The following is a 21,465-nucleotide window of genomic DNA, read 5'->3' as shown; positions in this document are numbered from 1 at the left end:
TACCCCGGTAGCGGCAGGGCCGTCGAATCGATATCGCACGCCCGACGCCCGGTAGTCACTCCTCGAACTCGGTCATCTCCGGAGCGGCGTCCTCCTCGATCTCGTCGTGGACCTCGAGGTGCGTCTCGCGGTAGCGCCAGATCTTCCGGAGCAGGACGAAGCCGAACACGCCGTCGAAGATCAGGACGTACACGAGGAACGCCGGGAGCGACGACAGCCCCGTGACGGCGCCGATGATCCCCGAGCCGAGGCCGACCGTCGAGTTGTAGGTGGCGTGGATCAACGCCGCGATCACGACGCCCTTCACGACGATGGGGCCGCGGTGTTCGGGGTTGAACTTCGCGAGCCCGAGGTAGTAGCCGGCGAACGCGGAGTAGATGACGTGGCCCGGCCCCGCGAGCGCACGGAGCGCCGCGATGCCGTCGCCGGCGCCGAGGATCGCCAGCCCGACCCCGGCGCCGAGCTCCGCGGCGTCGACGTTGCGCGCGATGTAGAGCGCGTTCTCGATGGTGGCGAAGCCGAGCCCCGCGACCGCGCCGTACACCGCGCCGTCTATCACCGCGTCGAAGCGGTCGTCGGTGTACGCGTACAGCCGGACCGCGAGCAGCTTCACCGCCTCCTCGCCCGGTCCGACCACGAGGAAGAAGAAGACCACCATGCTGAGCCCCTCGAAGGGGCCGAACACTCCCTGCACGAGGCTGTTGACCACTGCGGCGAAGGTGGCGGTCAGGACCGCGAGCAGGAACGTCGCGACCAGCAGCGAGAGCGGTTCCGCCTCGGTCACATCCGAGTACCGGACGTACGCCGCCAGTCCGAGCGCGGGCAGCGCGGAGAGCGCGGTCAGCAGGCCGATTTCGGGTTCCGACAGCGCCCCGAGGATCCCGAGCGAGAGCAAGATCAGGAACGCGAGGAGCACCACCGCGACCTTCGCGCCCCGCGTCAACAGCCAGTACCCCGAGACGGCGACGCGGTCGAGCGCCGTCCGCGGCTCCCACGTCGCCACGTCGTAGAGGTCGCGGGAGCCGTCGGAGGCGGTCTCTATCGGATCCTTCCTGTCCGTCATGGGTCACCGGTCGCCCGCCACAGATTAAGCTCTGGTGGCGGCGGCCGGATCGGCGGACCGGGGGAACGGCGCCGGGGCGGGCGAACGGCGCCGGACCGTGAGCCTTGAGGGCCCCTCGCCCGTAGGCGGGGTATGCACTTCGACCCGCGCACGCAGCAGGCGCTCCGGGAGGCCGGCCTCGACACCGAGGAGATCCGGGCGGCGAGCGACCGCGCGGCCGAGCTCGTGGCTGAGGACGCGGCGGCCATCGAGTCGTTCGTCGCCGACGCGGAGACGCTCCACTCGGACCTCGAGACGGCCCACGGCCCGGACGGTCCGCAGGAACACCCCGACTGCGCCGTCGACTTGTACACCCACGGCGGCGACCTGCGGGGGTACGTCTCGTTCGGCTCGTGGGGCGCGTACGTCGAGGACGGTCGCACGCTCTCTGATGACGTCGTCGAACTGACGCTCGGACCGACGGTCCACGACCGCGTTCGCTTCGCGCGCGACCCGGAGGACCTGTAGCGTGCCGGGTGAGGACGCCGCCGCGGACGCTTCGACCGACGACGGGGGTGACGGGGAGACAGCCCTCGCGACGCCGCCGGTCCGCGTCCGCGGCATCTACGCCACGGCGCTCACGCGGCTGCTGGCCGACGCCGGCCACGACGCGGTCGACGCCTCGCCGCCCATCCGGCGGCGGTTCGCGGGGACCCCGCTGGCCGACCGGGTTCAGGAAGGCGGCGCGCCGGCGGTCGAGGTCGCCACCACGGACGACCGGCAGGGCGTCGGCGTCGCCGGCGATCCCGCGGCGGTCGAGGCGGTCACCGGCCGGCTTGGGGGGGTCGCTCGCGACGCGCTGGCGTGGACGGACCCCGCGCCCGAGGGCGCGGTCTTCGACGGCGAGGTAACCGAGGCTCTCGGCGGCGGCGCTCTCGTCGACCTCGGGGCGGCGGTCGGGGCAGAGGGTCGGGGAGCGACCGTCGAGGGGTACCTCCCCTACGGCAACGTCGACGACCGCGTCGAGGTCGGGGACGCGGTGCGGGTGCAGGTCCGCGAGGCGACGGCGCCGTGGGACGACGACCGGCCGGAGCTCGACGCCGAGATCAGGGTCGTCGGCGAGCTCGCCTCGCTGGTCCCCGGCGGCGGGACGCGCGTGGAGTCGTACGACGAGGCCGCGGGCCGCGAACTCGCCGGCATGGCCGACCTGCTGGACCTCCATCCGCCCGACGACTGGGGGATCGTCTGGCACGCTCCCGCGGTCGACGCCGGGATGGACGCGCTTCGAGAGGCGCTCGATAGCGCCGTCGACCGCGCGGAGGCGGTGCGGGACGCGACCGACGACCCCGTTGGCGAGCCGGGTCGCCTCGTCGCGCCGCGGGCCGGCGCGTGGGTCTGGTTCGGCCGCGAGTCGCGGTTCGCGCTCGACCGCGAGCGCGGCGCGGTCGCGCCCACGATGCCCGGCCACCACCGGATCAAGGCCGGGTCCGCGAGCGCTCGCGCGGGCGTCGACTTCGCGGAGGCGCTGACGGAGCCCACGCCGGGCGAGGACCCGGAGGCGGCGTTCCCCTTCGACGTGGTGACCGAGCAGTTCGGTCCCCACGAGGGCGACGCCGTCCGCATCGAGCACGGCAAGCCCGCGGGCCACCGGATCGTTCTCGGAGAGGGCACCGTCACGGAGGTCGAGCCGGGCGGGTCGGTGTCGGTGCGCCGGGAGATGACGCCCGGCGGGAGCTACGACGAACTCGACGCGCGCCGGGAGGCGGGCGACACGGCGCACACCTCGTTCAAGGAGGGCCGGTGGTGGTACCCGACGGTCTACCGCGACGCGGAGGGGGCCACGAAGGGGACCTACGTCAACGTCTGTACGCCGGTCGAGGCGTTTCCGGACGCGATCCGGTACGTCGACCTCCACGTCGACGTGGTGAAGGAGGCCGACGGCACCGTCCGGCGCGTGGACGACGACGAGCTCGACGCCGCGGTCGCGGCCGGCGACGTCCCGACCGAACTGGCCGAAAAAGCGCGGGCGGTCGCGAGCGCCCTCGAAAACGCGCTCTGAGCACACCGCGGCGACCCAGACACGTTTTCCGCTCCACGGCGGCGGTGTCACCGAAATTTCTGTCGCAGGTCGAGGCGCTGTGAAGGGTTTTCTGTCAGCGGCCGCGGCGCTGTGGCGTTTTCTGTAACCGCTGTCGCGGTGGCGGCGCTGGTGCGGTAGCGGTGCTGGTGCGGTGGCGGTGCTGGTGCGGTGGCGGTGCTGGTGCGGTGGCGGTGCTGATGCAGTGCTGATGCGGTCAAGCGCGAGGTACCGCGGCGGCGCGAGGGCGCGCAGCGCCCGCAGCGCCGACCGCGGCCCCTTTTTGATCGACATTTTTCAAGGATGGGTGAGCGCGGCGCCTGCGCCGCGCGAACCCGACGCAGAAAAAGGTCGTTAGTAATCCGGCGCTTCGTCCTCGACGGCGCGCTTCATGGAGTCGCGGCGGGACTTGGCGTCGCGGCCGGTCGCTTCGAGCAGGAAGTCGTTCTTGGCGTCGACCGCGTCGGCGGCGGCGTCGGCGTTGCCCTCGGCGATGACGTCTTCGGCGTCGCGCTCCTCGAAGTGGACCATCAGCTTGTCCTTCTTGCCGCTGTACTCGGCGGCGCCCGCGAGGATGCGCTCGAAGACGGGGTTGTCGGGGTCCTCGACGACGTACAGCTCCTGGCCGTTCGTCTCCTCGGTGCCGGTCACTTCGCCGAAGTACTCCTCGATGGAGGCTTTCAGGTCGGGCATCCGGTCGTCCAGATGCTCGCCGCGTCGCATCTTGTACTCCTTCATTGGCAACGCGTTCGGCAGGGGACGGTAAACCTGTTTCGTCAGCGGGGCGGCCGGAGGGGAGCGCCGGGCCACATCGGCGGCGTCACAGCTGGCGCTCGGAGATGTAGCCGACCTTGCACTCCGGACAGCTGTCGCCCGCGCGGATCGAGTTCCCGTCGGCCGGCCGGCTCATGCCGCACTCCGGACAGTAGTACTCGGTGTCCGCCTCGTTCATCGTCGTCGTGAGTTCGGCGCCTTCCGTATCGGTGAAGTCCCGACCGGTCGAGGGCGTCGCGCCGTCCGCGGGGCCGGTTGCGGCGGCGTCGCCCGTTGCGTCCGCGTCGGTCGCCCCCGCTCCGTCGGTCGGCTCTCGGTCCGCCGCAGGCTCCGGCGTCGGCTCCGTCGGCTCGTTCTCGATGAACTCCGCGTCGTCGTCGACCGCCTCGCTGTCGACCGCGTCGTCGTCCACCTCGGGGGTGAGCCCGCCACCGAAGCTGACGCCGGCCTCCTCGCTTTCGCCCTCGTCGACGGTCGCGTCGTACCCCTCGTCGTCGCCGCGGTGTTCGGGCCACGGGGTGGGCTCGTCGGCGGCCGCCTCGGCCTCCTCGTCCGGCTCCGGCCATTCGCCGTACTCGCGCTCGGGGTCGGTGTCGGGCTCCTCGTCGAGGATGACGCCGTCGTCGCTCTCGGCGTCGACCTCGTCGCCGCTCTCGGCGTCCCCGCCCGGGCCGGCATCGGGCCAGTCGCCGTGGCCGGTCGCGCCAGCCGCGTCCGGCTCGGCGTCGACGTGGGGGTCCTGTCGCTGCCCACCGGGACTATCGTCGAGGATCTCCGCGTCTTCTTCGTCCGCGTTCCGGGGCGCCGAGTCGGTCTCGGGATCGGACGCGCGGCTTGCTCCGCCGGCGTCCGCCCCGGCGGCGGGCGCGTCGGCGTCCGCGGGCTCGTTCTCGATGCCGCTCAGGTCCGGTGCGGGTCCGTCCACGGTCTCCGGCTCATCGGCCCCGTCGGGCCCCTCGTCGATGAAGACGGCGTCGTCCTCGTCCTCGACTTCCGCATCCGCGGGGGACGGCTCCACCGAGGGCTCGGCGCCCGGCTCGTCCGGCTGGACGGGCTCCTCGGCCTCGGCGACGGCGGCCTCCGGCTCGGCGGGCTCGGCGTCGCCGCTCGACACGGCCGGCTCGGCCGGTTCGGCGTCGGTCGCGTCCGCGGGCGCGTCGGCCGCCGTGTCGGCGGCGTCGGCGAGCTGTTCGATCGAGGTGACCTCCTTGTTCTCGCTGACGACCTGCTGCTCACCGCAGCGGTCGCAGGTCTTCACCTCGCGGACCGTGATGACGACCTCGTCGCCCTCCTCCTCGCGCTCGCGCTCGAGTTCGGGTTCACCGAAGTCGTGCCCGAGCAGACACCTGAGTCCCATTTGTAGGGTGTGCGCGGTCCGAACGTAAAAAACGTCCCCGTCGGCGTCTGACGCTCGGCGGACGCGAGCAGGCGTGAGGCTTCCGTGAATCCGCGCCTCGCGTTCATCGGGAAGGAGAGCCACCCGGGATCCCCTCGGCGTCGTCCACGTAGCTCCAGGCCGCGGCGACCACTCGTTCCGTGGACGGTACCCAAATCCCGTGGGGTGGACGCCGTATCGGTTCCGACGCCCCTTTCGAGCACTCCTGTGCGACCCGTTCGTGTCCCACACCGACGACGCGTTCAGGACAACCTGGCTCCGATGCGAACGCTTTTGTTTTTAGGCATACCTAAACACATTCGATGACCACGTCACGCAGCCGGCCGTCGGACGCCGGCGCCGGGAGCGAGCCCGTCGGAGGCGGCCCAGTCGACGAATCCCCCGAACTGAACGCCTACGAACTCAACGTGGGGCGAACGGTCCTCACTGAACCGGGCAACACCGACGGCTGGATCGCGACCGATACGACCGTGTCGCCGCCGGAGTAGGGGTTACTGAAGCGCGTCTCTTCGAACGAGCGTGTCGTCGGCGAGATATCGCTCGATCGTGTGGGCGTCCTTCTCGATCGTCTTGCTGTGCTCGCGCAGGAGCTCGCCGGTCGTCGGGTCGTTCAGCTCTTCGGCGAGTCCGATGTGTTCGCGGAACTGTACCGCGAGTTCGGCGTAGCCCTCGAGGTCGCGACCGAGCGAGGACCGCACGTCGTAGTGGTGTGGCGCTTCGATGTGTATCGGGGCGTGCTGCCGGATGCCCATCGGACCACAGACCGGGACGCCCCCCAGCGCGTGGACCCGGATCGCGAGGTCGTCGGTCATCTCCGAGAGGCGGTCGGTCGCGCCCGCGAGGAACTCACCGACCTCCCTCGAGTTGGCTCCCTCGACGAGCCAGTAGTGTTTCCGGACCTGGTTGAACAGGATGTACAGGCCCGAGAGCTCGCTGTTCAGCGCCTCCACGATCCGTTCGGCCGCCTCCCGGTGGAGGCGGAGGTCGTTCTCGACGACCTCGTCCCAGTTCCGCCGAACGCGGCCGTCGGCCGGTTTTCGGAGGTGTGGGGTCTTCGCCATGGTCAGTTGCGCGCCTCCTCCAGCACGAGCGTATCGTCCGCGAGCAGCTGTTCGATCTCGTGGGCGTCGTCCTCGAGCGCCTCGAGGTGGTCACGGAGTCGCTCTCCGGTACCCGTATCACCCAGGGCTTCGACGGCCCTCACGTGGTCGCGCATGGTCGCGACGAGGGTGGCGTAGCCCTCGAGGTCGCCCTCGAGCGACGCTCGCAGGTCGTAGAGGTCCTCCGCCTCGAGGTGGACCTCGGCGTGTTCCTGGATCGTCGGCGGCGTGTTGGGCGGCACGCCGCCGAGTTCGACGATTCGGACCGCGATGTCGTCGTTGATCTCGCGAACGCGCCTGTACGCGTCCGCCAAGAAGTCGGCGACCTCGTGGAACTCGGCTCCTTCGGCCGTCCAGTAGTGCTTCCGGAGGAGGTAAAACAGGTTGAACGTGCCCGCGTGGTCGACCCGTAGGAGGTCGACGATCTCGACTGCGTCGTCGCGGTCGATCCGGAGCGAGTTCGCCTCGACGGTGTCCCAGTCCTGTCGACGATCGCCGGTCTCGGGCTCTCGGACCAGGCCGATCTGTCGCTTCGTCATCCTCTCAACCTCAGTGAGTGGCGTCTTCGAGAACGAGCGTGTCGTCTTCGAGGAAGTGATGGGCCTCGTGTGCGTCGTCCTCGAGGTCCTCGAGGACGTCTCGAAGCAGTTCGCTCGTCGCGTAATCACCGAGGTCCTCCGCCAGCGCGACGTGTTCGCGGACGCTCTCGATGACGTCCTGGTACAGTTGGAGGTCGTTCGCCATCGACGTCCGGACGTCGTAGACGTCGTCGCTCTCGGACTCGACGGGAGCGTGGTCCGCGAGCGAGCGAAGGCCGCTGACCGGGACGCCGCCGAGCGCCTGGACGCGCTCGGCGAGGTCGTCGGCGTTGTCCTCAGCGTCCTCGGCGGCGTCGCCGAACCAGTCGTGAAGCTGCTCGAACTCCGCTCCCTCGACGTTCCAGTGGTGCTTTCGTAGCTGGTGGTAGAGCACGTACGTCGCTGCGAGGTCGGTGTTCAGCGCTTCGACTATCTGTTCGGCCTTCCCCCGGTCGATCTTCAGCGAGTTCTCCTCGACGGTGCCCGCTCTGTGCCGGACCTGTTTCTCGGTACTCATACCGTGTACGTTCGTCCAGCAGGGCAATAAATGTTGTCAGCACTCAGATATTTTAGGGTGGCCGAAAATCCGGGTGTTCGTCCGGGACGTTCTCGGCGTCCCCGAACGTGCGCCTCAGTACATTCATGCCCGTCACATGAGCGCCGAGACACGACGGTCCGGTCGAAACACACCGGAAACACGAATAGAACATTCCTGACATGACCGCGCGTGTTTGGATCGAGCGCACCCCCTCTCACTCCGCCGTTCCGGGAGCCCGCCATCCGCGGACGAATGGCGGATCGAACGGTCGGGTCGTCGTGCCCGTCGCTCACCCGGGGATCCGTGCGGCACGCGAGTCGGTTGCCGGTCCCGCTCGCTCCACCGGCTGCCCGCACAACCGGGAGGATAAGTGTCCTCGGACCCAGAATTTCGTATCGAATGACTCGGCTATCAACGACACCGAACACCGTGAGGCCGGTGGCACACGACACATGAGCAAGGACTACATCGAGGTCCGCGGGGCCGAGGAGCACAACCTCAAGGACCTCGACGTCCGCATCCCCCGCGAGGAGTTCACCGTGGTGACAGGGCTGTCCGGCTCGGGCAAATCCTCGCTCGCGTTCGAGACCATCTACGCCGAGGGGCAGCGCCGCTACATCGAGTCGCTGTCGGCGTACGCCCGCAACTTCCTCGGCCAGATGGACAAACCGCAGGTGGAGGCGGTCGAGGGGCTCTCGCCGGCCATCTCCATCGACCAGAAGAACGCCGCGAACAACCCCCGCTCGACGGTCGGCACCGTCACGGAGCTCCACGACTACCTCCGACTGCTGTACGCCCGGGTCGGGACGCCACACTGTCCCGAGTGCGGCCGCGAGGTGGGCGAGCAGTCCGCCCAGCAGATGGTCCGCCGGATCATGTCGCTGCCGGAGGGGACGAAGGCGATGGTCGCCGCGCCGGTCGTCCGCGACCAGAAGGGCGCCTTCGAGGACCTGTTCGACGACCTCCAGTCCGAGGGGTACGCCCGCGTGGAGGTCGACGGCGAGCCGTACGACCTCTCGTTCGACGACCCCGAGCTCGACGAGAACTACGACCACACGATCGACGTGATCGTCGACCGGATCCGGATCTCGGAGGACGAGCGGTCGCGGATCACCGACTCCGTGGAGACCGCGCTGGCGGAGGCCGACGGCGTCCTCAAGCTGATCGTCCCGGACCCGCCCGAGGGCGCGGCCGAGGAGCTCGGCGGCTCCGCGGCGCGGTCGACCGGCGACCTCGCGGGCGGCGCTTCCGAGGAGCCGGAAGACGACGACGGCGACGCGGACGGCGTCTCCGCCGACCGCCTCGTCGTGGAGTTCTCGGAGGAGCTCGCCTGTACCCACTGCGGCATCGACTTCTCCGAGATCGAGACGCGGTCGTTCTCGTTCAACTCCCCGCACGGCGCCTGTCCCGAGTGCGAGGGGATCGGCTCCACGAAGGAGGTCGACGAGGACCTCGTGGTCCAGGACCCCTCGAAGCCGATAAAGGACGTGTTCGAGGCGTGGTCGTACAACCGGTCGTACTACCGCACCCGGATCGACTCCGTGGCGAAGCACTTCGGCGTGAGCGTCGACACGCCCTTCGCGGACCTCGACCCCGACGTCCGCGAGCAGTTCCTCTACGGCACCGACGAGCAGGTCGTCTTCGAGCGGCAGACGAAGAACGGCGTCCGGCGCAAGGAGAAGCGCTTCGAGGGGGTCATCCCGAACCTCCAGCGCCGCCACGTCGAGACGGAGTCGCAGTCCACCCGCGAGCACATCGAGGACTACATGGCGGTCACCACCTGCCCGGCCTGCGACGGCACCCGCCTGAAGCCGCAGTCGCGGTCGGTGCTCGTCGACGGCACGCCGATCACCGAGGTGAACCGGCTCTCCATCGGCGACGCCCGCGAGCACTTCGAGGGGATGGAGGCGCGGCTCTCCGAGCGCGACCGCACCATCGCCGAGGAGATCCTCAAGGAGATCCGCGCCCGCCTCGGCTTCATGGAGGAGGTCGGGCTGGAGTACCTCACGCTCGACCGCGAGGCGGCGACGCTCTCGGGCGGCGAGAGCCAGCGCATCCGGCTCGCTACGCAGGTCGGGTCCGGCCTCGTGGGCGTGCTCTACGTCCTCGACGAGCCCTCCATCGGCCTCCACCAGCGCGACAACGACCGCCTGCTGAACACCCTCGCCGGCCTCCGCGACCTCGGCAACACCCTGATCGTCGTCGAGCACGACGAGGAGACGATGCGCCGCGCCGACCACATCGTCGACATGGGGCCCGGGCCAGGCAAGCGCGGCGGCGAGGTGGTCGCGCAGGGCGAGTTCGCGGACATCTGCGAGGCCGACGACTCCGTCACCGGCGACTACCTCGCCGGTCGCGAGGCGGTCCCCGTCCCCGACGAGCGTCGCGAGCCGACGGGCGAGCTCGTCGTGCGCGGCGCGCGCCAGCACAACCTCGACGACCTCGACGTGCCGATCCCGCTCGGCGTCTTCACCGCCATCACGGGCGTCTCGGGCTCCGGCAAGTCGACGCTGATGCACGACGTGCTCTACAAGGCGCTGGTCCGCGAGATGAACGACAACACCTCCGTCGACCCCGGCGAGCACGACGCGGTCGAGGGGATGGAGGGGATCGAGACCGTTCGGCTCATCGACCAGTCGCCCATCGGCCGCACGCCGCGCTCGAACCCGGCGACGTACACCGACGTCTTCGACCACATCCGCGAGCTGTTCGCGGAGACGAAGCTCGCCAAGCAGCGCGGCTACGAGAAGGGCCGCTTCTCGTTCAACGTGAAGGGCGGGCGCTGCGAGGAGTGCGGCGGGCAGGGCACCGTCACCATCGAGATGAACTTCCTCTCGGACGTGCAGGTCCCCTGCGAGGAGTGCGGCGGCGCGCGCTACAACGACGAGACGCTCGACGTGACCTACAAGGGCGCGACCATCGCGGACGTGCTCGACATGAGTGTCGCGGAGGCGTACGACTTCTTCGAGAGCCACGACGGGCTCCGTCGCCGGCTGAAGCTCCTGAAAGACGTTGGCCTCGACTACATGCGGCTCGGCCAGCCCTCGACGACCCTCTCGGGCGGCGAGGCCCAGCGCGTCAAGCTCGCGGAGGAATTGGGCAAGAAGGACGCCGGAAACACGCTCTACCTCCTCGACGAGCCGACCACCGGGCTCCACAAGGAGGACGAGCGCAAGCTCATCGAGGTGCTCCACCGGCTCACCGACAACGGCAACACCGTCGTCGTCATCGAGCACGAGCTAGACCTCGTGAAGAACGCCGACCGCGTGATCGACCTCGGCCCGGAGGGCGGTGAGGGCGGCGGCGAGCTGGTCGCCCACGGGACCCCCGAGACGGTCGCGCGCACCGAGGCGTCACACACCGGGCGCTACCTCCGGGACATGCTCCCGGACGTCGACGCGGAGGGGCCGCGAAGTGACCGACGCAAGCCCGCAAAGGCGACCGACGACGACTGATCGGGCTCCACGCCGAGAGTCAGTCCAACGCGAGCCAGCCCGCAGAACCCGCATCTCGACAGCCGGCGAGGCGACGCACGCGGATTCGGCGCAATCGAACTGCACTCACGGCGGGAGTCGTGCCCGATCGCTGAAAAACGTCCGGACGACTGCGGTGCGGTGCTGTCGGCGCGCGTGAGAAACGCGCGCGAGGGAGGTCGCGGGGCGGCCGCCTGCGTTGCGGTTTCGCGGCCGGCCCGCGGCCGAGGCTGGGGAGGTGAGAGGCTGCTGTGCAGTTGCGGTGCGGGGCGGGGCGGGGCGGAGCGGGGCGGAGCGGTGCGGGGCGGAGCGGTGCGGGGCGGGGCGGAGCGGTGCGGTGGGGGGCGGAGCGGGGCGGAGCGGTGCGGGGCGGAGCGGTGCGGGGCGGGGCGGTGCGGGGCGGGGCGGAGCGGTGCGGTGGGGGGCGGAGCGGTGCGGTGGGTGGCGGAGCGGTGCTGTGGGTGGGTCTGAAAGGGGCAGCCGGCTCGGTCCCGCCCGGACGACGCAAGCACTCGCGCTGGGCGTTGCGGAGAAGCGCGAGCGCGCAGTGAGGGTCCCGCGAGTTCGCCGAGCGGGACGACGGCAGTCGCAGCCCGGCAGCCCGCGACTGCGGGCAGCCCGGACCGTCTGCCGGTACGCGGCCGGCCGAGCCGGCTGGGGCTTTCTGGGTATTGCTGTCCCGAGCAGCAGGATCAGCAGTAGATCCAGATCCGTAGCATGGAGAGCCAACTGAAGATTTCTAAACGCTGCTGTTCGGAAGGTCACGACTCCAGGGTTTCTCGTTCGAGACGCCCCGACCGAGAAGTCGGCGCATGAGTACGATCAGTCCTCTTTCGGAAGCACTCGGTACCCCTCGAACACCTTGCCGAGCCGGAACATGGAGGCGACGACCGCGTCACACACTGGTCGGACCGCCCGCTTCGGCGCGAACCCGACGGACAGCCCGGCGACCTCCAGCATCGGGAGGTCGTTGGCGCCGTCGCCGACCGCGACCGTCGACGCCAGCGGCACGCCCACCTCGTCGGACAGGTCCGCGAGCGCGTCGTCCTTCGTCCCCTCGATGAGCGGTCCGTCCGCCTCGCCGGTCAGCGCGCCCGCGGCGTCCGTCGGGAGCCGGTTCGCGACGATGGTGTCGACTTCGACTCCCTCCTTTTCGAGCGCCGCGGCGACCCCGCGCTCGAAGCCGCCGGTGAGCACCGCGACGTGGTGGCCCTCCGCCTGCAGGCGCTCGATGAGGGCGGCCGCGCCGGGGCGGATCCGCACCTCGTCGAACGCCGCCTCCACGTCCGCGGCGGAGAGCCCCTGCAGCAGTTCCGCGCGCCGGTAGAGGCTCTCCGCGTAGCTCAACTCGTCGTTCATCGCCCGCTCGGTGATGTCGGCCACCTCGTCGGCCACGCCGGCCCGCTCCGCGAGCAGGACCGTCATCTCCGAGTCCGAGAGGGTCCCGTCGAAGTCGAAGGCGATCAGCTTCATACGCGACCGTTCGCGGTCGGCCGGTTAAACCGCGGTGGTTCGGGCGAATCGGGCCGGTCGTCCGGTCGGTGGACCGGCCGCGGCGGACCGGCCGAGTCCCACGCACCCCCTCACGGCTCCGGCGGCGGCCCGTGGTAGGCGTCGTGGTCGGTGTAGAAGTTCAGCATCGCGAACTTCAGTTTCTCGGGCGGGAGGTCCAGAAGCTCCTCCCGCTCTTCCGGCGGGAACGCGCCCCGCACGGAGTATTTCCCCATGTCCGCCGAGGTGTATCGCCGATCGGCGAGGATCCGCACGCCGTAGTCGTCCGGCCCGCGGATGACGCGGCCGATGGCCTGTCGCGTCTTGCGGATCGTGGGCACCTCGACGGCGTAGGTCCACCCCGGGTCGCGAGCGCGGCCGGTGTCCGAGAACGCGCGGCCGTACGCGTCCTGAACCGCCTCCATGCGGTCGGAGAGGTGTGGGTAGGGGACGCCGACCACGACCACCGTCCGGGCGTCGTCGCCGTCGAAGCTCACCCCCTCCGCGAGCGTGCCCCACAGCGAGGTGAAAAGCGTCGCGTCCTCGGCGTCCACGAACGTCCGCCGGATCTCCTCCGTGTCGACATCCGGCCCGTCGAGGTAGCGCGTTCCGAGGTCCGGGTCCGCGAGGCTCCCGGTGCCGCCGAGGATGTCGTCGTACCGCTCCGCCTCGGCGTAGGAGGGGAAGAAGACCAGCGTGTTCCCCGGCGTGAACCGGATCGCGTCGCGGAGCGTGTCCGCGACCGTCGCCTGGGTCTCCTCGTCGTCGCGCTCGGAGGCGAAAAGCGGCGGCGTGTCCACCGCGAACGTCCGGCGGTTCTCCTCGGGATAGGCCATCTCGTAGGCCAGCTCCGCCGCGTTCTCGACGCCGAGCACCTCTCGGGTCACGTCGAACGGGCGCAGCGTCGCGCTCATCAGCACCGACGCCGCCACCTCGTCGAACAGCTCGCTTGTGACCGCCCGCGGGATGCAGGTGTACAGCTCCACGCGGCCGTACACCTCGTCGGTGCCGGCGTCGCGCCGAACCGAGACGATCGGGTACTGTCCCAGCTCCGCGCCCTCGTCCATCCACGCCTCGACGAAGCGCGCCGCCTGCAGCACCTGACACTCCTTGCGGCTCTCTGTCTCGCCGTCCCGGTACCGCCGCTCGTACTCCTCGTCGAGCGCGCCGCCGAGCTGGACCGCGAGCTCGGTCTCGGTGTCGATACCGCGTCCCTCGTACCGCTCGAGGAACGCCAGCGTGAGGTCGTCGCGGCGGTCCTCGTTGGCGACCGTCACGTCCTCCCAGTCGTCGCCGACCGCCTCCCGGGCGCCGAAGCCGAGGCTCTCGTCGTACGTCTCGACCAGCGCGTCCCGGAATGCGCGGATCACGTTCTCGGCGGCGTCCGCCCGCGAGTCGTCCGCCTCCGCGAGCTCCTCTAACGCGGCGTCGAGCGTCCGCTCCGTGAGTTCGCGGCTCGCGTGGTCGCGCGCGGCGTCCTCGACGTTGTGCGCCTCGTCGAAGACGGTGATTATCTCCGAGGGGTCGCGGTCGATCCAGCGGAAGAACTGCTCGCGGATGTTCGGGTCCAGCAGGTGGTGGTAGTTACAGACCACGAGATCCACGCCCTCCATCCCCTCCTTCAGTAGCTCGTAGCCGCAGAGGTCCCGCTCCTCGGCGTAGTCGTAGACGTCGTCGGGCGTCCGCACGTCGTCGAAGAGCCACTCGAAGAACGCGTCGGTGTCCCGCGTGAGGTTGTTGTAGTAACGTTCACAGACGGTCGCGTCCTCCATCTCGTCGAGTTCGTCCTCGATCTCGTCGAGTTCCTCCATCACCGCCTCGCGGGCCTCCGCCGCCGAGGCGTCGCCCTCGCGGCTCTCCGCGAGCAGTTCGCGCTGGCGCTGTTCCAGCTCCCGCCTGTCGCCCTCCGTCTCCACGACCGACCGCGTCGCGTCGCGGAGGGTCTGACACTCCTGATAGTCGACCCCGATGTGGCACATCGACGACTTCCCCTTGAACACGACCGCCTGGATCGGCTCCGTGCGGGTGATCGCGCGGGCGTCCTCGACGAACTGGCGCATCTGCTGGTGGACGTTCGTCGTGATGACGACCGTCCGGTCGTGCTCGCGGGCGTGCTCTAAGGCGGGCACGAGCGCCGAGAGCGTCTTCCCCGTCCCGGGCGCGCCCTCGAACAGCACGTCCTGTCCCCGGTCCAGCGCGTTGGCGACCCTGTCCATCGCCTCGCGCTGGTTCGGGTAGGGCTCCTCGTACGGGAAGAACCGCAGGTGCGCCGACTCTGACACGGGCGTGGATACTCCCCCATCGCCTAAAAGGGGTCGGGTGGCTCGGCGGAAGTGGAACGCCCCGCGCGACCGGCCGAGCCGACCAGCATCGGCCGGTCGCGCGGGGAAGCGGGCGAACGTGGGGAGCGTGCGGTGGATGCCGTCGCCCGCATGGGCACACTTCGGTTGTGGGTTATAAATTTTGTTTCAGGAAATTGTGAATCTCGCCGGCGACGACGCTCGCGTCGACCTGCTACGCCAGCAGTTCCACCAGCAGCGCCTTCTGTGCGTGCAGCCGGTTTTCAGCCCCACCTTTTTCGTCGTCGGGTGCGCTCGCGCGACCGCCGCGCGTCGCGCACCGCTCCTCGAAAAAGCTGGACCAAAAAGCGCTCGCTCCGCTCGCGTCGACCTGCTACGCCAGCAGTTCCACCAGCAGCGCCTTCTGTGCGTGCAGCCGGTTCTCGGCCTGGTCCCACGCGAGCGCGCGGTCGGACTCCAGCACGTCGTTCGTTATCTCCTCGCCGCGGTGGGCGGGCAGGCAGTGCATCACCTGCGCGTCGGTCCCCGCCAGCAGCGCCTCGTTCACCTGGAACCCCTCGAAGGCGGCCAGCTTCTCGGCGCGCTCGTCCTCCTGTCCCATCGAGATCCACACGTCGGTGTAGACGACGTCCGCGTCCGCGACGGCCGCCTCGGGGTCGGTGGTGACGGCGGGGTCGGCGCCGAAGTCGGCCGCGCGGTCGAACACCGCCTCGTCCATCGCGTAGCCGGCCGGCGTCGCGACCGTCACGTCGACGCCCGCCATCGCCGCGCCGACGACGAACGACTGACCGACGTTGTTGCCGTCGCCGACCCACGCCACCGTCACGTCCTCGGCGTCGCCGAACGCCTCGCGGATCGTCAGCAGGTCCGCAAGTGTCTGGCAGGGGTGCGCCTCGTCGGTGAGCCCGTTGATCACGGGGCAGTCGGCGTGCTCCGCTAGCGTCTCCACGTCCGCGTGGTCGAACAGCCGTGCCATCACGGCGTCGACGTACCGCCCGAGCACGCGCGCGGTGTCGCGCAGCGGCTCCCCGTGGCCCAACTGGATGTCGTCCGGCCCGAGGAACATGGCGTGGCCGCTGAGGTCGGTCATCCCGGTCTCGAAGGAGACGCGGGTGCGCGTCGAGGGCTTCTCGAAGATCATGCCGAGGGTCTGGTCCGGCAGCTGTGCGTCGTCCGCGCCGGCCTTGAGCGCGCTCGCGCGGTCCAGCACCGCGTCGAGTTCGGCCGGCGTCAGGTCGTCGATGTCGAGGAAGTCGTCGGTGTCGAGTGCCATCGTGCTCCGTGTGGTGTCGTCGTGGTCGGAAGTCGAGACGGTCGCGCGAGGAGACCGGCGCCGCGGCGCGCGCCGCGGCGCCTACAGTCGGTCTCGACAGGCCCGCGAGAGCACCGTCACCGACCGGTCCAGCTCCGCGAGCGGGAGGTGTTCGTTCGGCGCGTGGTCCAGGTCCGAGTTACCCGGGCCGTAGGTGACCATCGGGCAGTCCCACGCGGCCGCGAACAGGTTCATGTCGCTCGTTCCGGTCTTCCGGAGGAGGCGCACGTCGCCGCCCGTCTCCCTGATCGCCACGCGGAACGCCCGCGCGAGGGGGTTCCGGGGGCTCTCCATCACCGGGGGGATGGGCTCCTTCCAGTGGACCGACCCCGTCGTGAGCTCGCTCTCCGCCAGTTCGTGCACCTCGTCGACGGTGCGGCTCGGCGGGACCCTGAGCTGGACGTCCATCGTCGCCTCGACCGCCAGCCCGTCGTCGGTCAGCCCGCCCTCGACGTCGACCGGCTTGGTCGTCACCTGCTCGAAGACGGGCGTCTCGGGGTCTTCCGGCGTGAACGTCTCCTCGACGCCGTGCCACCAGTCGATGGCGTGCTGGATCGCGTTCGGCTCCGGCCGCGAGGAGTGGCCCGACTCGCTGGTGTTCACGTACGTCCCCGCGAGGAAGCCGCGGTAGCCGAGCGTGATCCCGTTCCAGCCCGAGGGCTCGCCGTTCACGACGGCGCCGGGCGCCGCGTCGCGCTCCGCGACGAGGTGGCGCGCGCCGCGGGAGTCCGTCTCCTCGCCGACGACGCCGACGAACGAGACGCCGGTTGCGACCGCCGCGACCGCCATCGCCACGAGGGGGCCGGTCGCGTCGACCGTCCCACGGCCCCACAGCGCGGGGCCCGTCTCGTCGTACGCTTCGGCCGGCTTCACCGCGACCGGGATGTCGCCCGGCACGGTGTCGACGTGGGAGGTCAAAAGCACCGAGTCGTCGGCGGGCGCGCGGACGTTCCCGACCTCGTCGATCCACGCCTCGCGGCCGTTCGCCGCGAAGAAGTCACGGAGCCGCTCGGCCGCAGCCGCCTCCTCGCCGGAGGGCGAGGGGATCGACACCACGTCGTACAGCAGCTTTCGGGCCGGCGTGTCGCAGGCGTCGGGGTGGTCCCCGTCGCCGCCCGCGACGATCTCCGCCTCGGGGACGCCGCCGTCGGCGGCGGCCCCCGCCTCGCCGGTCCCGGTCGCGTCGGACGCGGTCGGCTCCTCGCCGTCGGGCGCGGTCGACTCCGACTCGCCGTCGCTCGCCATCACGACAGCACCTCGGTGAACGCCTCGACGAACGCGTCGGCGTGGTCCGCTTCAGCGACGAGCGGCGGAAGCAGACGCACCACGCTGCGACCCGCGGGGAGCGCGAGCACACCGTGGTTCACGGCCAGGTCGCGCAGGACGCGGTTCGCCCCTCGTTTCACCTCGATGCCGACCATCAGGCCCGACCCGCGGACGCTCCGCACCGGCAGGTCGTGCTCCTCCGTGGCCGCCTCGATCTCCGAGACGAGGTAGTCGCCGAGCTCCTTCGCGTGAGCGGGCAGGTCGTCCTCGACGACCGCGTCCAGCGTCGCGTTCGCGGCCGCACAGACCACCGGCCCGCCCGAGAAGGTCGAGCCGTGGTCGCCGGGCGACTCCGCGACCCAGTCCGCGACGAGCGTCGCGCCCATCGGCAGGCCGTTGGCGATCCCCTTCGCCGTCGTGAGGATGTCGGGCGTGACGCCCGCCTGCTCGCAGGCCCACAGCGTCCCGGTCCGACCGACGCCGGTCTGTATCTCGTCGAAGACCAGAGCGGCATCGGCGTCGGCGGTCGCCTCGCGGGCCGCCTGCAGGTAGTCGACGGTCGCGGGGTGGATCCCCCCCTCGCCCTGGACGGGTTCGAGGAAGAGGGCGGCGGTGTCGTCGTCGACGGCCGCCTCCAGCGCGTCGGCGTCGCCGTACTCGATGAACTCCACGCCGCCCGCCAGCGGCTCGAACGGCGCCTTGTACTTCCCCTTCCACGTCAGCGCGAGCGCGCCCATCGTCCGGCCGTGGAACGCGCGCTTGGTCGCGACAATCTTCGAGTCGCCGGTCGCGGCGCGCGCGAACTTCATCGCCGCCTCGTTGGCCTCCGTGCCGGAGTTACAGAGCCAGACGTTGTCGAGGTCGCCGGGCGCCAGCGTCGCGAGCTTCTCGTAGGTCTCCGTCCGCACGTCGACGGGGTAGGAGGCCTGTACGTAGGTCAGCGCCGCGGCCTGCTCCTGGACCGCCTCGGTGACGGCCGGGTGCGAGTGACCGAGCGGCGTGCAGGCGTAGCTCGCGCCGAAGTCGAGGTACTCGGTGCCGTCCGCGCCGGTGAGGTGGACGCCCTCGCCGGACTCGATCGTGATCGGCTTCTCCGAGAAGACGAACCCCGACATCAGGCCTCCCCCTCCTCGGCCAGCGCGGCGGCCGTGATGTGGGTCCCGCCGTCACCGAGCGCGTTGACCACCGGGTCGCGCACGTTCGCGTCCGCGACGACGACCTCCGGGGATCCCCCGGAGAGCGCCTCCTTGGCCGCCATGACCTTTTTGCCCATGAACCCCTCCGCGGCCGCCTCCACGTCCGCGAGGTCGGCGGGCGTCGTGGCGGCGTCGATCAGGGTCTCGGGGTCGTCCGGGTCGGCGTAGACGCCGGCCACGTCCGTCAGCAGGACGAGTTCGGCGCCGAGCGCGCCCGCGACCGCCGCGGCCGCGCGGTCCGCGTCCGTGTTGACCGGCGTGACGCCGCCGTCGGACTCCTCGCCCGCCATCGGCGGCGAGACGACCGGGACGTAGCCGTCCCCGAGCAGCGTCGAGAGCAGGTCCGCGTTGACCGACTCCGGCTTGCCGGAGTGGTCGCCGCGGCGGATCTTCTTCTTCCCGTCCTCGACGACGCGGACCGCCGACTTGCGGGGGCCCGAGAGGACGCCGCCGTCGACGCCCGAGAGGCCGACCGCGTCGACGCCCGCCTCGCGCAGCGTCGCCACGAGGTCGGTGTTGACCTTGCCGGCCATCGCCATCGTGAACGCCTCCATCGTCTCCGCGTCGGTGAAGCGGCCGGTGACGCCGGAGGCCGACTCCACGTACTCCGGTTCGACGCCGAGTCGGTCCAGCAGGTCGTCGACCGCGGTCGACCCGCCGTGGACCACGACCACGTCGCGGCCGTTGGCGACGAGGTGGGCCACGTCCCCGACCGCGCCGGCCGGATCGACCGCCTTCGCGCCGCCGACCTTCACGACCACCGGGGGCTCCGCGTCGCCGCCGTCGAGCGCGACCACGTCGCCGCCGTCGGTCAGTTCGATCCCGTCGGTCTCCGCGGGGAACGCGACGCCGTCGGCGGGGTCGCCGCTCGACAGGTCGGCGACCGTGAGGTCGGTCCCCGGGAGCCCGTCTGCGTCGGGCGTATCGGACCCGTCGGACGCGCCGGACGCGCCGGTCGGCGCCGGCGTCATGGGGACCCCACGGGGTGAAGCCCCTGGAACTCCAGGCCGGCGGTCTCCTCGAAGCCGAGCGCGACGTTGGCGGCGTGGACCGCCTGCCCGGCCGACCCCTTCATCATGTTGTCGATGGCCGAGAAGACGACGACGCGCTCGTTGCTCGCGTCGAGTTCGAAGCCGACCTCGCCGTAGTTCGTGCCGGCGACCGCCTTCGGCTCGGGGTAGCGGTAGACGCCGCCCCCGCCCGAGACCATCCGCATGAACGGCTCCTCCTCGTAGGCGCCCCGGTAGGCGCCCCAGAGGTCGCCCTTCGAGACGGGACCGTCCGGGAAGACGTGGCAGGTCGCGGACGCCCCGCGGACCATCTCGACCGCGTGGACCGTGAAGGAGACGTCCAGCCCGAGGTAGGCGCCGATCTCCGCCTCGTGGCGGTGGCTGATCGGCGCGTACGGGCGCACGACGCCCGAGCGCTCGGGGTGCGAGGAGGCCGCGCCGCCGCCGGCGCCGCCCTCCGAGGAGCCCACCTTCACGTCGACGACGACCTCGCCGGTGTCGGGACCGAGCACGCCCGCGTCCACGAGCGGCTTCAGCCCGAGCATCGTCGCGGTGGCGTTACAGCCCCCGCCGGCGATCAGCTCCGCACCGGGGAGGTTCTCGCGGTTCAGCTCCGGGAGCGCGTACTCCGCCTTTTCGAGGTACTCGGGCGCGTCGTGGCCCTCGTACCACTCGTCGTAGAGCGCGGCCTCCGGTAGCCGGAAGTCCGCCGAGAGGTCGACGACGGTGTCGGCCGACTCGAAGTAGCGGTCGATCTGCCCCATCGAGACGCCGTGGGGCGTGGCGGTGAACAGCACGTCGACCGACGCGAGGTCCTCGGGGTCCGAGAAGCGCAGGTCGAGCCCGCGCAGGTTCGGGTGGACCGAGCCGACGGTCTTGCCGCCCGCCGACCGCGAGGTGGCCTGCTCGATGTCGAAGTTCGGGTGGCCGGCCAGCAGGCGAAGCAGTTCGCCGCCCGCGAAGCCGGTGCCGCCGATCACGCCCGCGGTGAGCGTCTCGCCGCCCGCGGTCACGGTGCGGTCACCTCGACCGCGTCGTCATCGTTTCCCGCGGCCGCCTCCGCCTTCGTCTCCAGCCAGTCGACGACCGCCGCGGGCACGTCCGTCTCGACCGCGGAGTTCAGCGCCTTGAACTCCACCGTGTGGTTCACCTCGTGGACGGTGTACTCGCCGGAGCCCTCGCCGCCGACCTCCATCAGGTCGACGCCGAGCAGGCCGCCCCCGACCGCGTCGGAGGCCGTCTTGACCAGGTCCGCGACCGTCTCGTCCACCTCGAAGGCGGTCACCTCGCCGCCCTTCGCGGCGTTGGTGAGCCAGTGGTCCGAGGTGCGCGTCATCGCGGCGACCGGCTCGCCGTCGACGGCGACCACGCGGATGTCGCGGCCCGGCTTGTCCACGAACTCCTGGACGTAGAACACCTTGTGCTCGTAGTGGCCGAGCGTGGCCTTGTGTTCGAGGATGGCCTCCGCGGCGCTGCGGGACTCGATCTTCGCCATCAGGCGCCCCCACGAGCCGACGACCGGCTTGAGGACGCAGGGGTAGCCGAACTCCTCGATGGCCTCCAGCGCCGCGTCGGTGGTGAACGCCACCTCGGTCGCGGGCGTGGGCACGCCCGCCTCCGCGAGCGCGAGCGAGTTCTTCGCCTTGTCCGCGCAGACGTCGGCGGTCTCCGGCCCGTTCACGACCGGGACGCCGTAGCTGTCGAGGAACCGGCTCGCGTACAGCGAGCGGCTGGTCGACAGACAGCGGTCGACGACGATGTCGAGCTCCTCGACGTTCGCGGTCGTCGACTCGAGTCCGAACCGCTCCTTGCGCACGTCGATCTTCTCGACCTCGTGGCCGCGGTCGCGCAGCTCCGCGAGGAGCAGCTTCTCGTCCTTCCGGATCCGGGAGTAGAGGAGTCCGACCTTCAT

General features: G+C 70.8%; 18 protein-coding genes. 4 read left to right on the top strand and 14 right to left on the bottom strand.

What is annotated here, in order from left to right:
- Window positions 1-55: 55 nt before the first annotated feature.
- Window positions 56-1,063: a PrsW family intramembrane metalloprotease gene (locus ACQE3L_RS11945; protein WP_426964047.1), complete on the bottom strand. Its 1,008-nt coding sequence runs from the start codon at window positions 1,061-1,063 to the stop codon at window positions 56-58.
- Window positions 1,064-1,195: 132 nt separating this feature from the next.
- On the opposite strand from ACQE3L_RS11945, the gene ACQE3L_RS11940 reads away from it, so the two are divergent.
- Complete coding sequence (locus ACQE3L_RS11940) at window positions 1,196-1,570, top strand: DUF7532 family protein (protein WP_426964046.1); 375 nt, start codon at window positions 1,196-1,198, stop codon at window positions 1,568-1,570.
- A gap of 94 nt (window positions 1,571-1,664) precedes the next feature.
- Entirely contained in the window at window positions 1,665-3,101 is a 1,437-nt protein-coding gene (locus tag ACQE3L_RS11935) for a ribonuclease FAU-1 family protein (protein ID WP_426964107.1), read from the top strand.
- A 372-nt stretch (window positions 3,102-3,473) separates the two neighbouring features.
- Here the strand turns inward: ACQE3L_RS11935 and ACQE3L_RS11930 are convergent, their stop codons facing one another.
- Together ACQE3L_RS11930 and ACQE3L_RS11925 are read right to left on the bottom strand one after the other, a co-directional pair.
- A complete protein-coding gene (locus tag ACQE3L_RS11930) occupies window positions 3,474-3,857 on the bottom strand; it encodes a DUF5611 family protein (RefSeq protein ID WP_058367562.1) in 384 nt (127 codons plus the stop codon).
- A gap of 82 nt (window positions 3,858-3,939) precedes the next feature.
- Window positions 3,940-5,250 carry a DUF7093 family protein gene (locus ACQE3L_RS11925; protein WP_426964044.1) on the bottom strand — a complete coding sequence of 437 codons (1,311 nt, stop codon included), beginning with the start codon at window positions 5,248-5,250 and terminating at the stop codon, window positions 3,940-3,942.
- A 341-nt stretch (window positions 5,251-5,591) separates the two neighbouring features.
- Between ACQE3L_RS11925 and ACQE3L_RS11920 the strand changes: the two genes are divergently transcribed.
- Window positions 5,592-5,777 (top strand): hypothetical protein, encoded by a 186-nt coding sequence (locus ACQE3L_RS11920; protein ID WP_426964043.1) that lies wholly within the window; start codon window positions 5,592-5,594, stop codon window positions 5,775-5,777.
- Window positions 5,778-5,780: 3 nt separating this feature from the next.
- Here ACQE3L_RS11920 and dpsA (ACQE3L_RS11915) read toward each other — a convergent pair whose 3' ends face one another.
- From dpsA (ACQE3L_RS11915) to dpsA (ACQE3L_RS11905), 3 genes are read right to left on the bottom strand one after another with little or no spacing between them, the layout of a single operon-like run.
- The gene (dpsA, locus tag ACQE3L_RS11915) at window positions 5,781-6,350 is read right to left on the bottom strand and encodes a DNA starvation/stationary phase protection protein DpsA (RefSeq protein WP_426964042.1); all 570 of its coding nucleotides are present in this window, start codon (window positions 6,348-6,350) and stop codon (window positions 5,781-5,783) included.
- Between the two features lie 2 nt (window positions 6,351-6,352).
- Window positions 6,353-6,928, bottom strand: coding sequence for a DNA starvation/stationary phase protection protein DpsA (dpsA, locus tag ACQE3L_RS11910; protein ID WP_426964041.1), 576 nt, complete (start codon window positions 6,926-6,928; stop codon window positions 6,353-6,355).
- 10 nt (window positions 6,929-6,938) lie between these two features.
- Window positions 6,939-7,484 carry a DNA starvation/stationary phase protection protein DpsA gene (gene dpsA / locus ACQE3L_RS11905; protein ID WP_426964040.1) on the bottom strand — a complete coding sequence of 182 codons (546 nt, stop codon included), beginning with the start codon at window positions 7,482-7,484 and terminating at the stop codon, window positions 6,939-6,941.
- A gap of 473 nt (window positions 7,485-7,957) precedes the next feature.
- Here dpsA (ACQE3L_RS11905) and uvrA point away from each other — a divergent pair, with 473 nt between their 5' ends.
- On the top strand, window positions 7,958-10,960 hold the full coding sequence (gene uvrA, locus ACQE3L_RS11900; protein WP_426964038.1) for an excinuclease ABC subunit UvrA: 3,003 nt from the start codon (window positions 7,958-7,960) through the stop codon (window positions 10,958-10,960).
- 840 nt (window positions 10,961-11,800) lie between these two features.
- Here the strand turns inward: uvrA and serB are convergent.
- The 8 genes from serB to lysX form a co-directional block, all read right to left on the bottom strand.
- On the bottom strand, window positions 11,801-12,451 hold the full coding sequence (gene serB / locus ACQE3L_RS11895; RefSeq protein ID WP_426964037.1) for a phosphoserine phosphatase SerB: 651 nt from the start codon (window positions 12,449-12,451) through the stop codon (window positions 11,801-11,803).
- 110 nt (window positions 12,452-12,561) lie between these two features.
- Window positions 12,562-14,751: an ATP-dependent DNA helicase gene (locus tag ACQE3L_RS11890; protein WP_426964036.1), complete on the bottom strand. Its 2,190-nt coding sequence runs from the start codon at window positions 14,749-14,751 to the stop codon at window positions 12,562-12,564.
- A 391-nt stretch (window positions 14,752-15,142) separates the two neighbouring features.
- Window positions 15,143-16,042: an ornithine carbamoyltransferase gene (gene argF / locus ACQE3L_RS11885; RefSeq protein WP_426964034.1), complete on the bottom strand. Its 900-nt coding sequence runs from the start codon at window positions 16,040-16,042 to the stop codon at window positions 15,143-15,145.
- Window positions 16,043-16,123: 81 nt separating this feature from the next.
- Window positions 16,124-17,326: a [LysW]-lysine hydrolase gene (locus ACQE3L_RS11880; RefSeq protein ID WP_426964033.1), complete on the bottom strand. Its 1,203-nt coding sequence runs from the start codon at window positions 17,324-17,326 to the stop codon at window positions 16,124-16,126.
- Window positions 17,326-18,462 carry an aspartate aminotransferase family protein gene (locus ACQE3L_RS11875; RefSeq protein WP_426964032.1) on the bottom strand — a complete coding sequence of 379 codons (1,137 nt, stop codon included), beginning with the start codon at window positions 18,460-18,462 and terminating at the stop codon, window positions 17,326-17,328. Before ACQE3L_RS11875 ends, ACQE3L_RS11880 begins: the two co-directional genes overlap by 1 nt.
- The gene (locus tag ACQE3L_RS11870) at window positions 18,462-19,514 is read right to left on the bottom strand and encodes an acetylglutamate/acetylaminoadipate kinase (RefSeq protein WP_426964031.1); all 1,053 of its coding nucleotides are present in this window, start codon (window positions 19,512-19,514) and stop codon (window positions 18,462-18,464) included. The genes ACQE3L_RS11875 and ACQE3L_RS11870 overlap by 1 nt, the downstream gene beginning before the upstream one ends.
- The gene (argC, locus tag ACQE3L_RS11865; RefSeq protein WP_426964030.1) at window positions 19,511-20,566 is read right to left on the bottom strand and encodes an N-acetyl-gamma-glutamyl-phosphate reductase; all 1,056 of its coding nucleotides are present in this window, start codon (window positions 20,564-20,566) and stop codon (window positions 19,511-19,513) included. Before argC ends, ACQE3L_RS11870 begins: the two co-directional genes overlap by 4 nt.
- Window positions 20,563-21,465: a lysine biosynthesis protein LysX gene (gene lysX / locus ACQE3L_RS11860; RefSeq protein ID WP_426964029.1), complete on the bottom strand. Its 903-nt coding sequence runs from the start codon at window positions 21,463-21,465 to the stop codon at window positions 20,563-20,565. The genes argC and lysX overlap by 4 nt, the downstream gene beginning before the upstream one ends.

It is taken from the genome of Haloparvum alkalitolerans (genome assembly GCF_050122995.1).
GTDB lineage: Archaea > Halobacteriota > Halobacteria > Halobacteriales > Haloferacaceae > Haloparvum > Haloparvum alkalitolerans.
The sequence above is the reverse complement of the archived record's forward strand: the minus strand, read 5'-3'. Positions and strand labels throughout refer to the sequence as shown.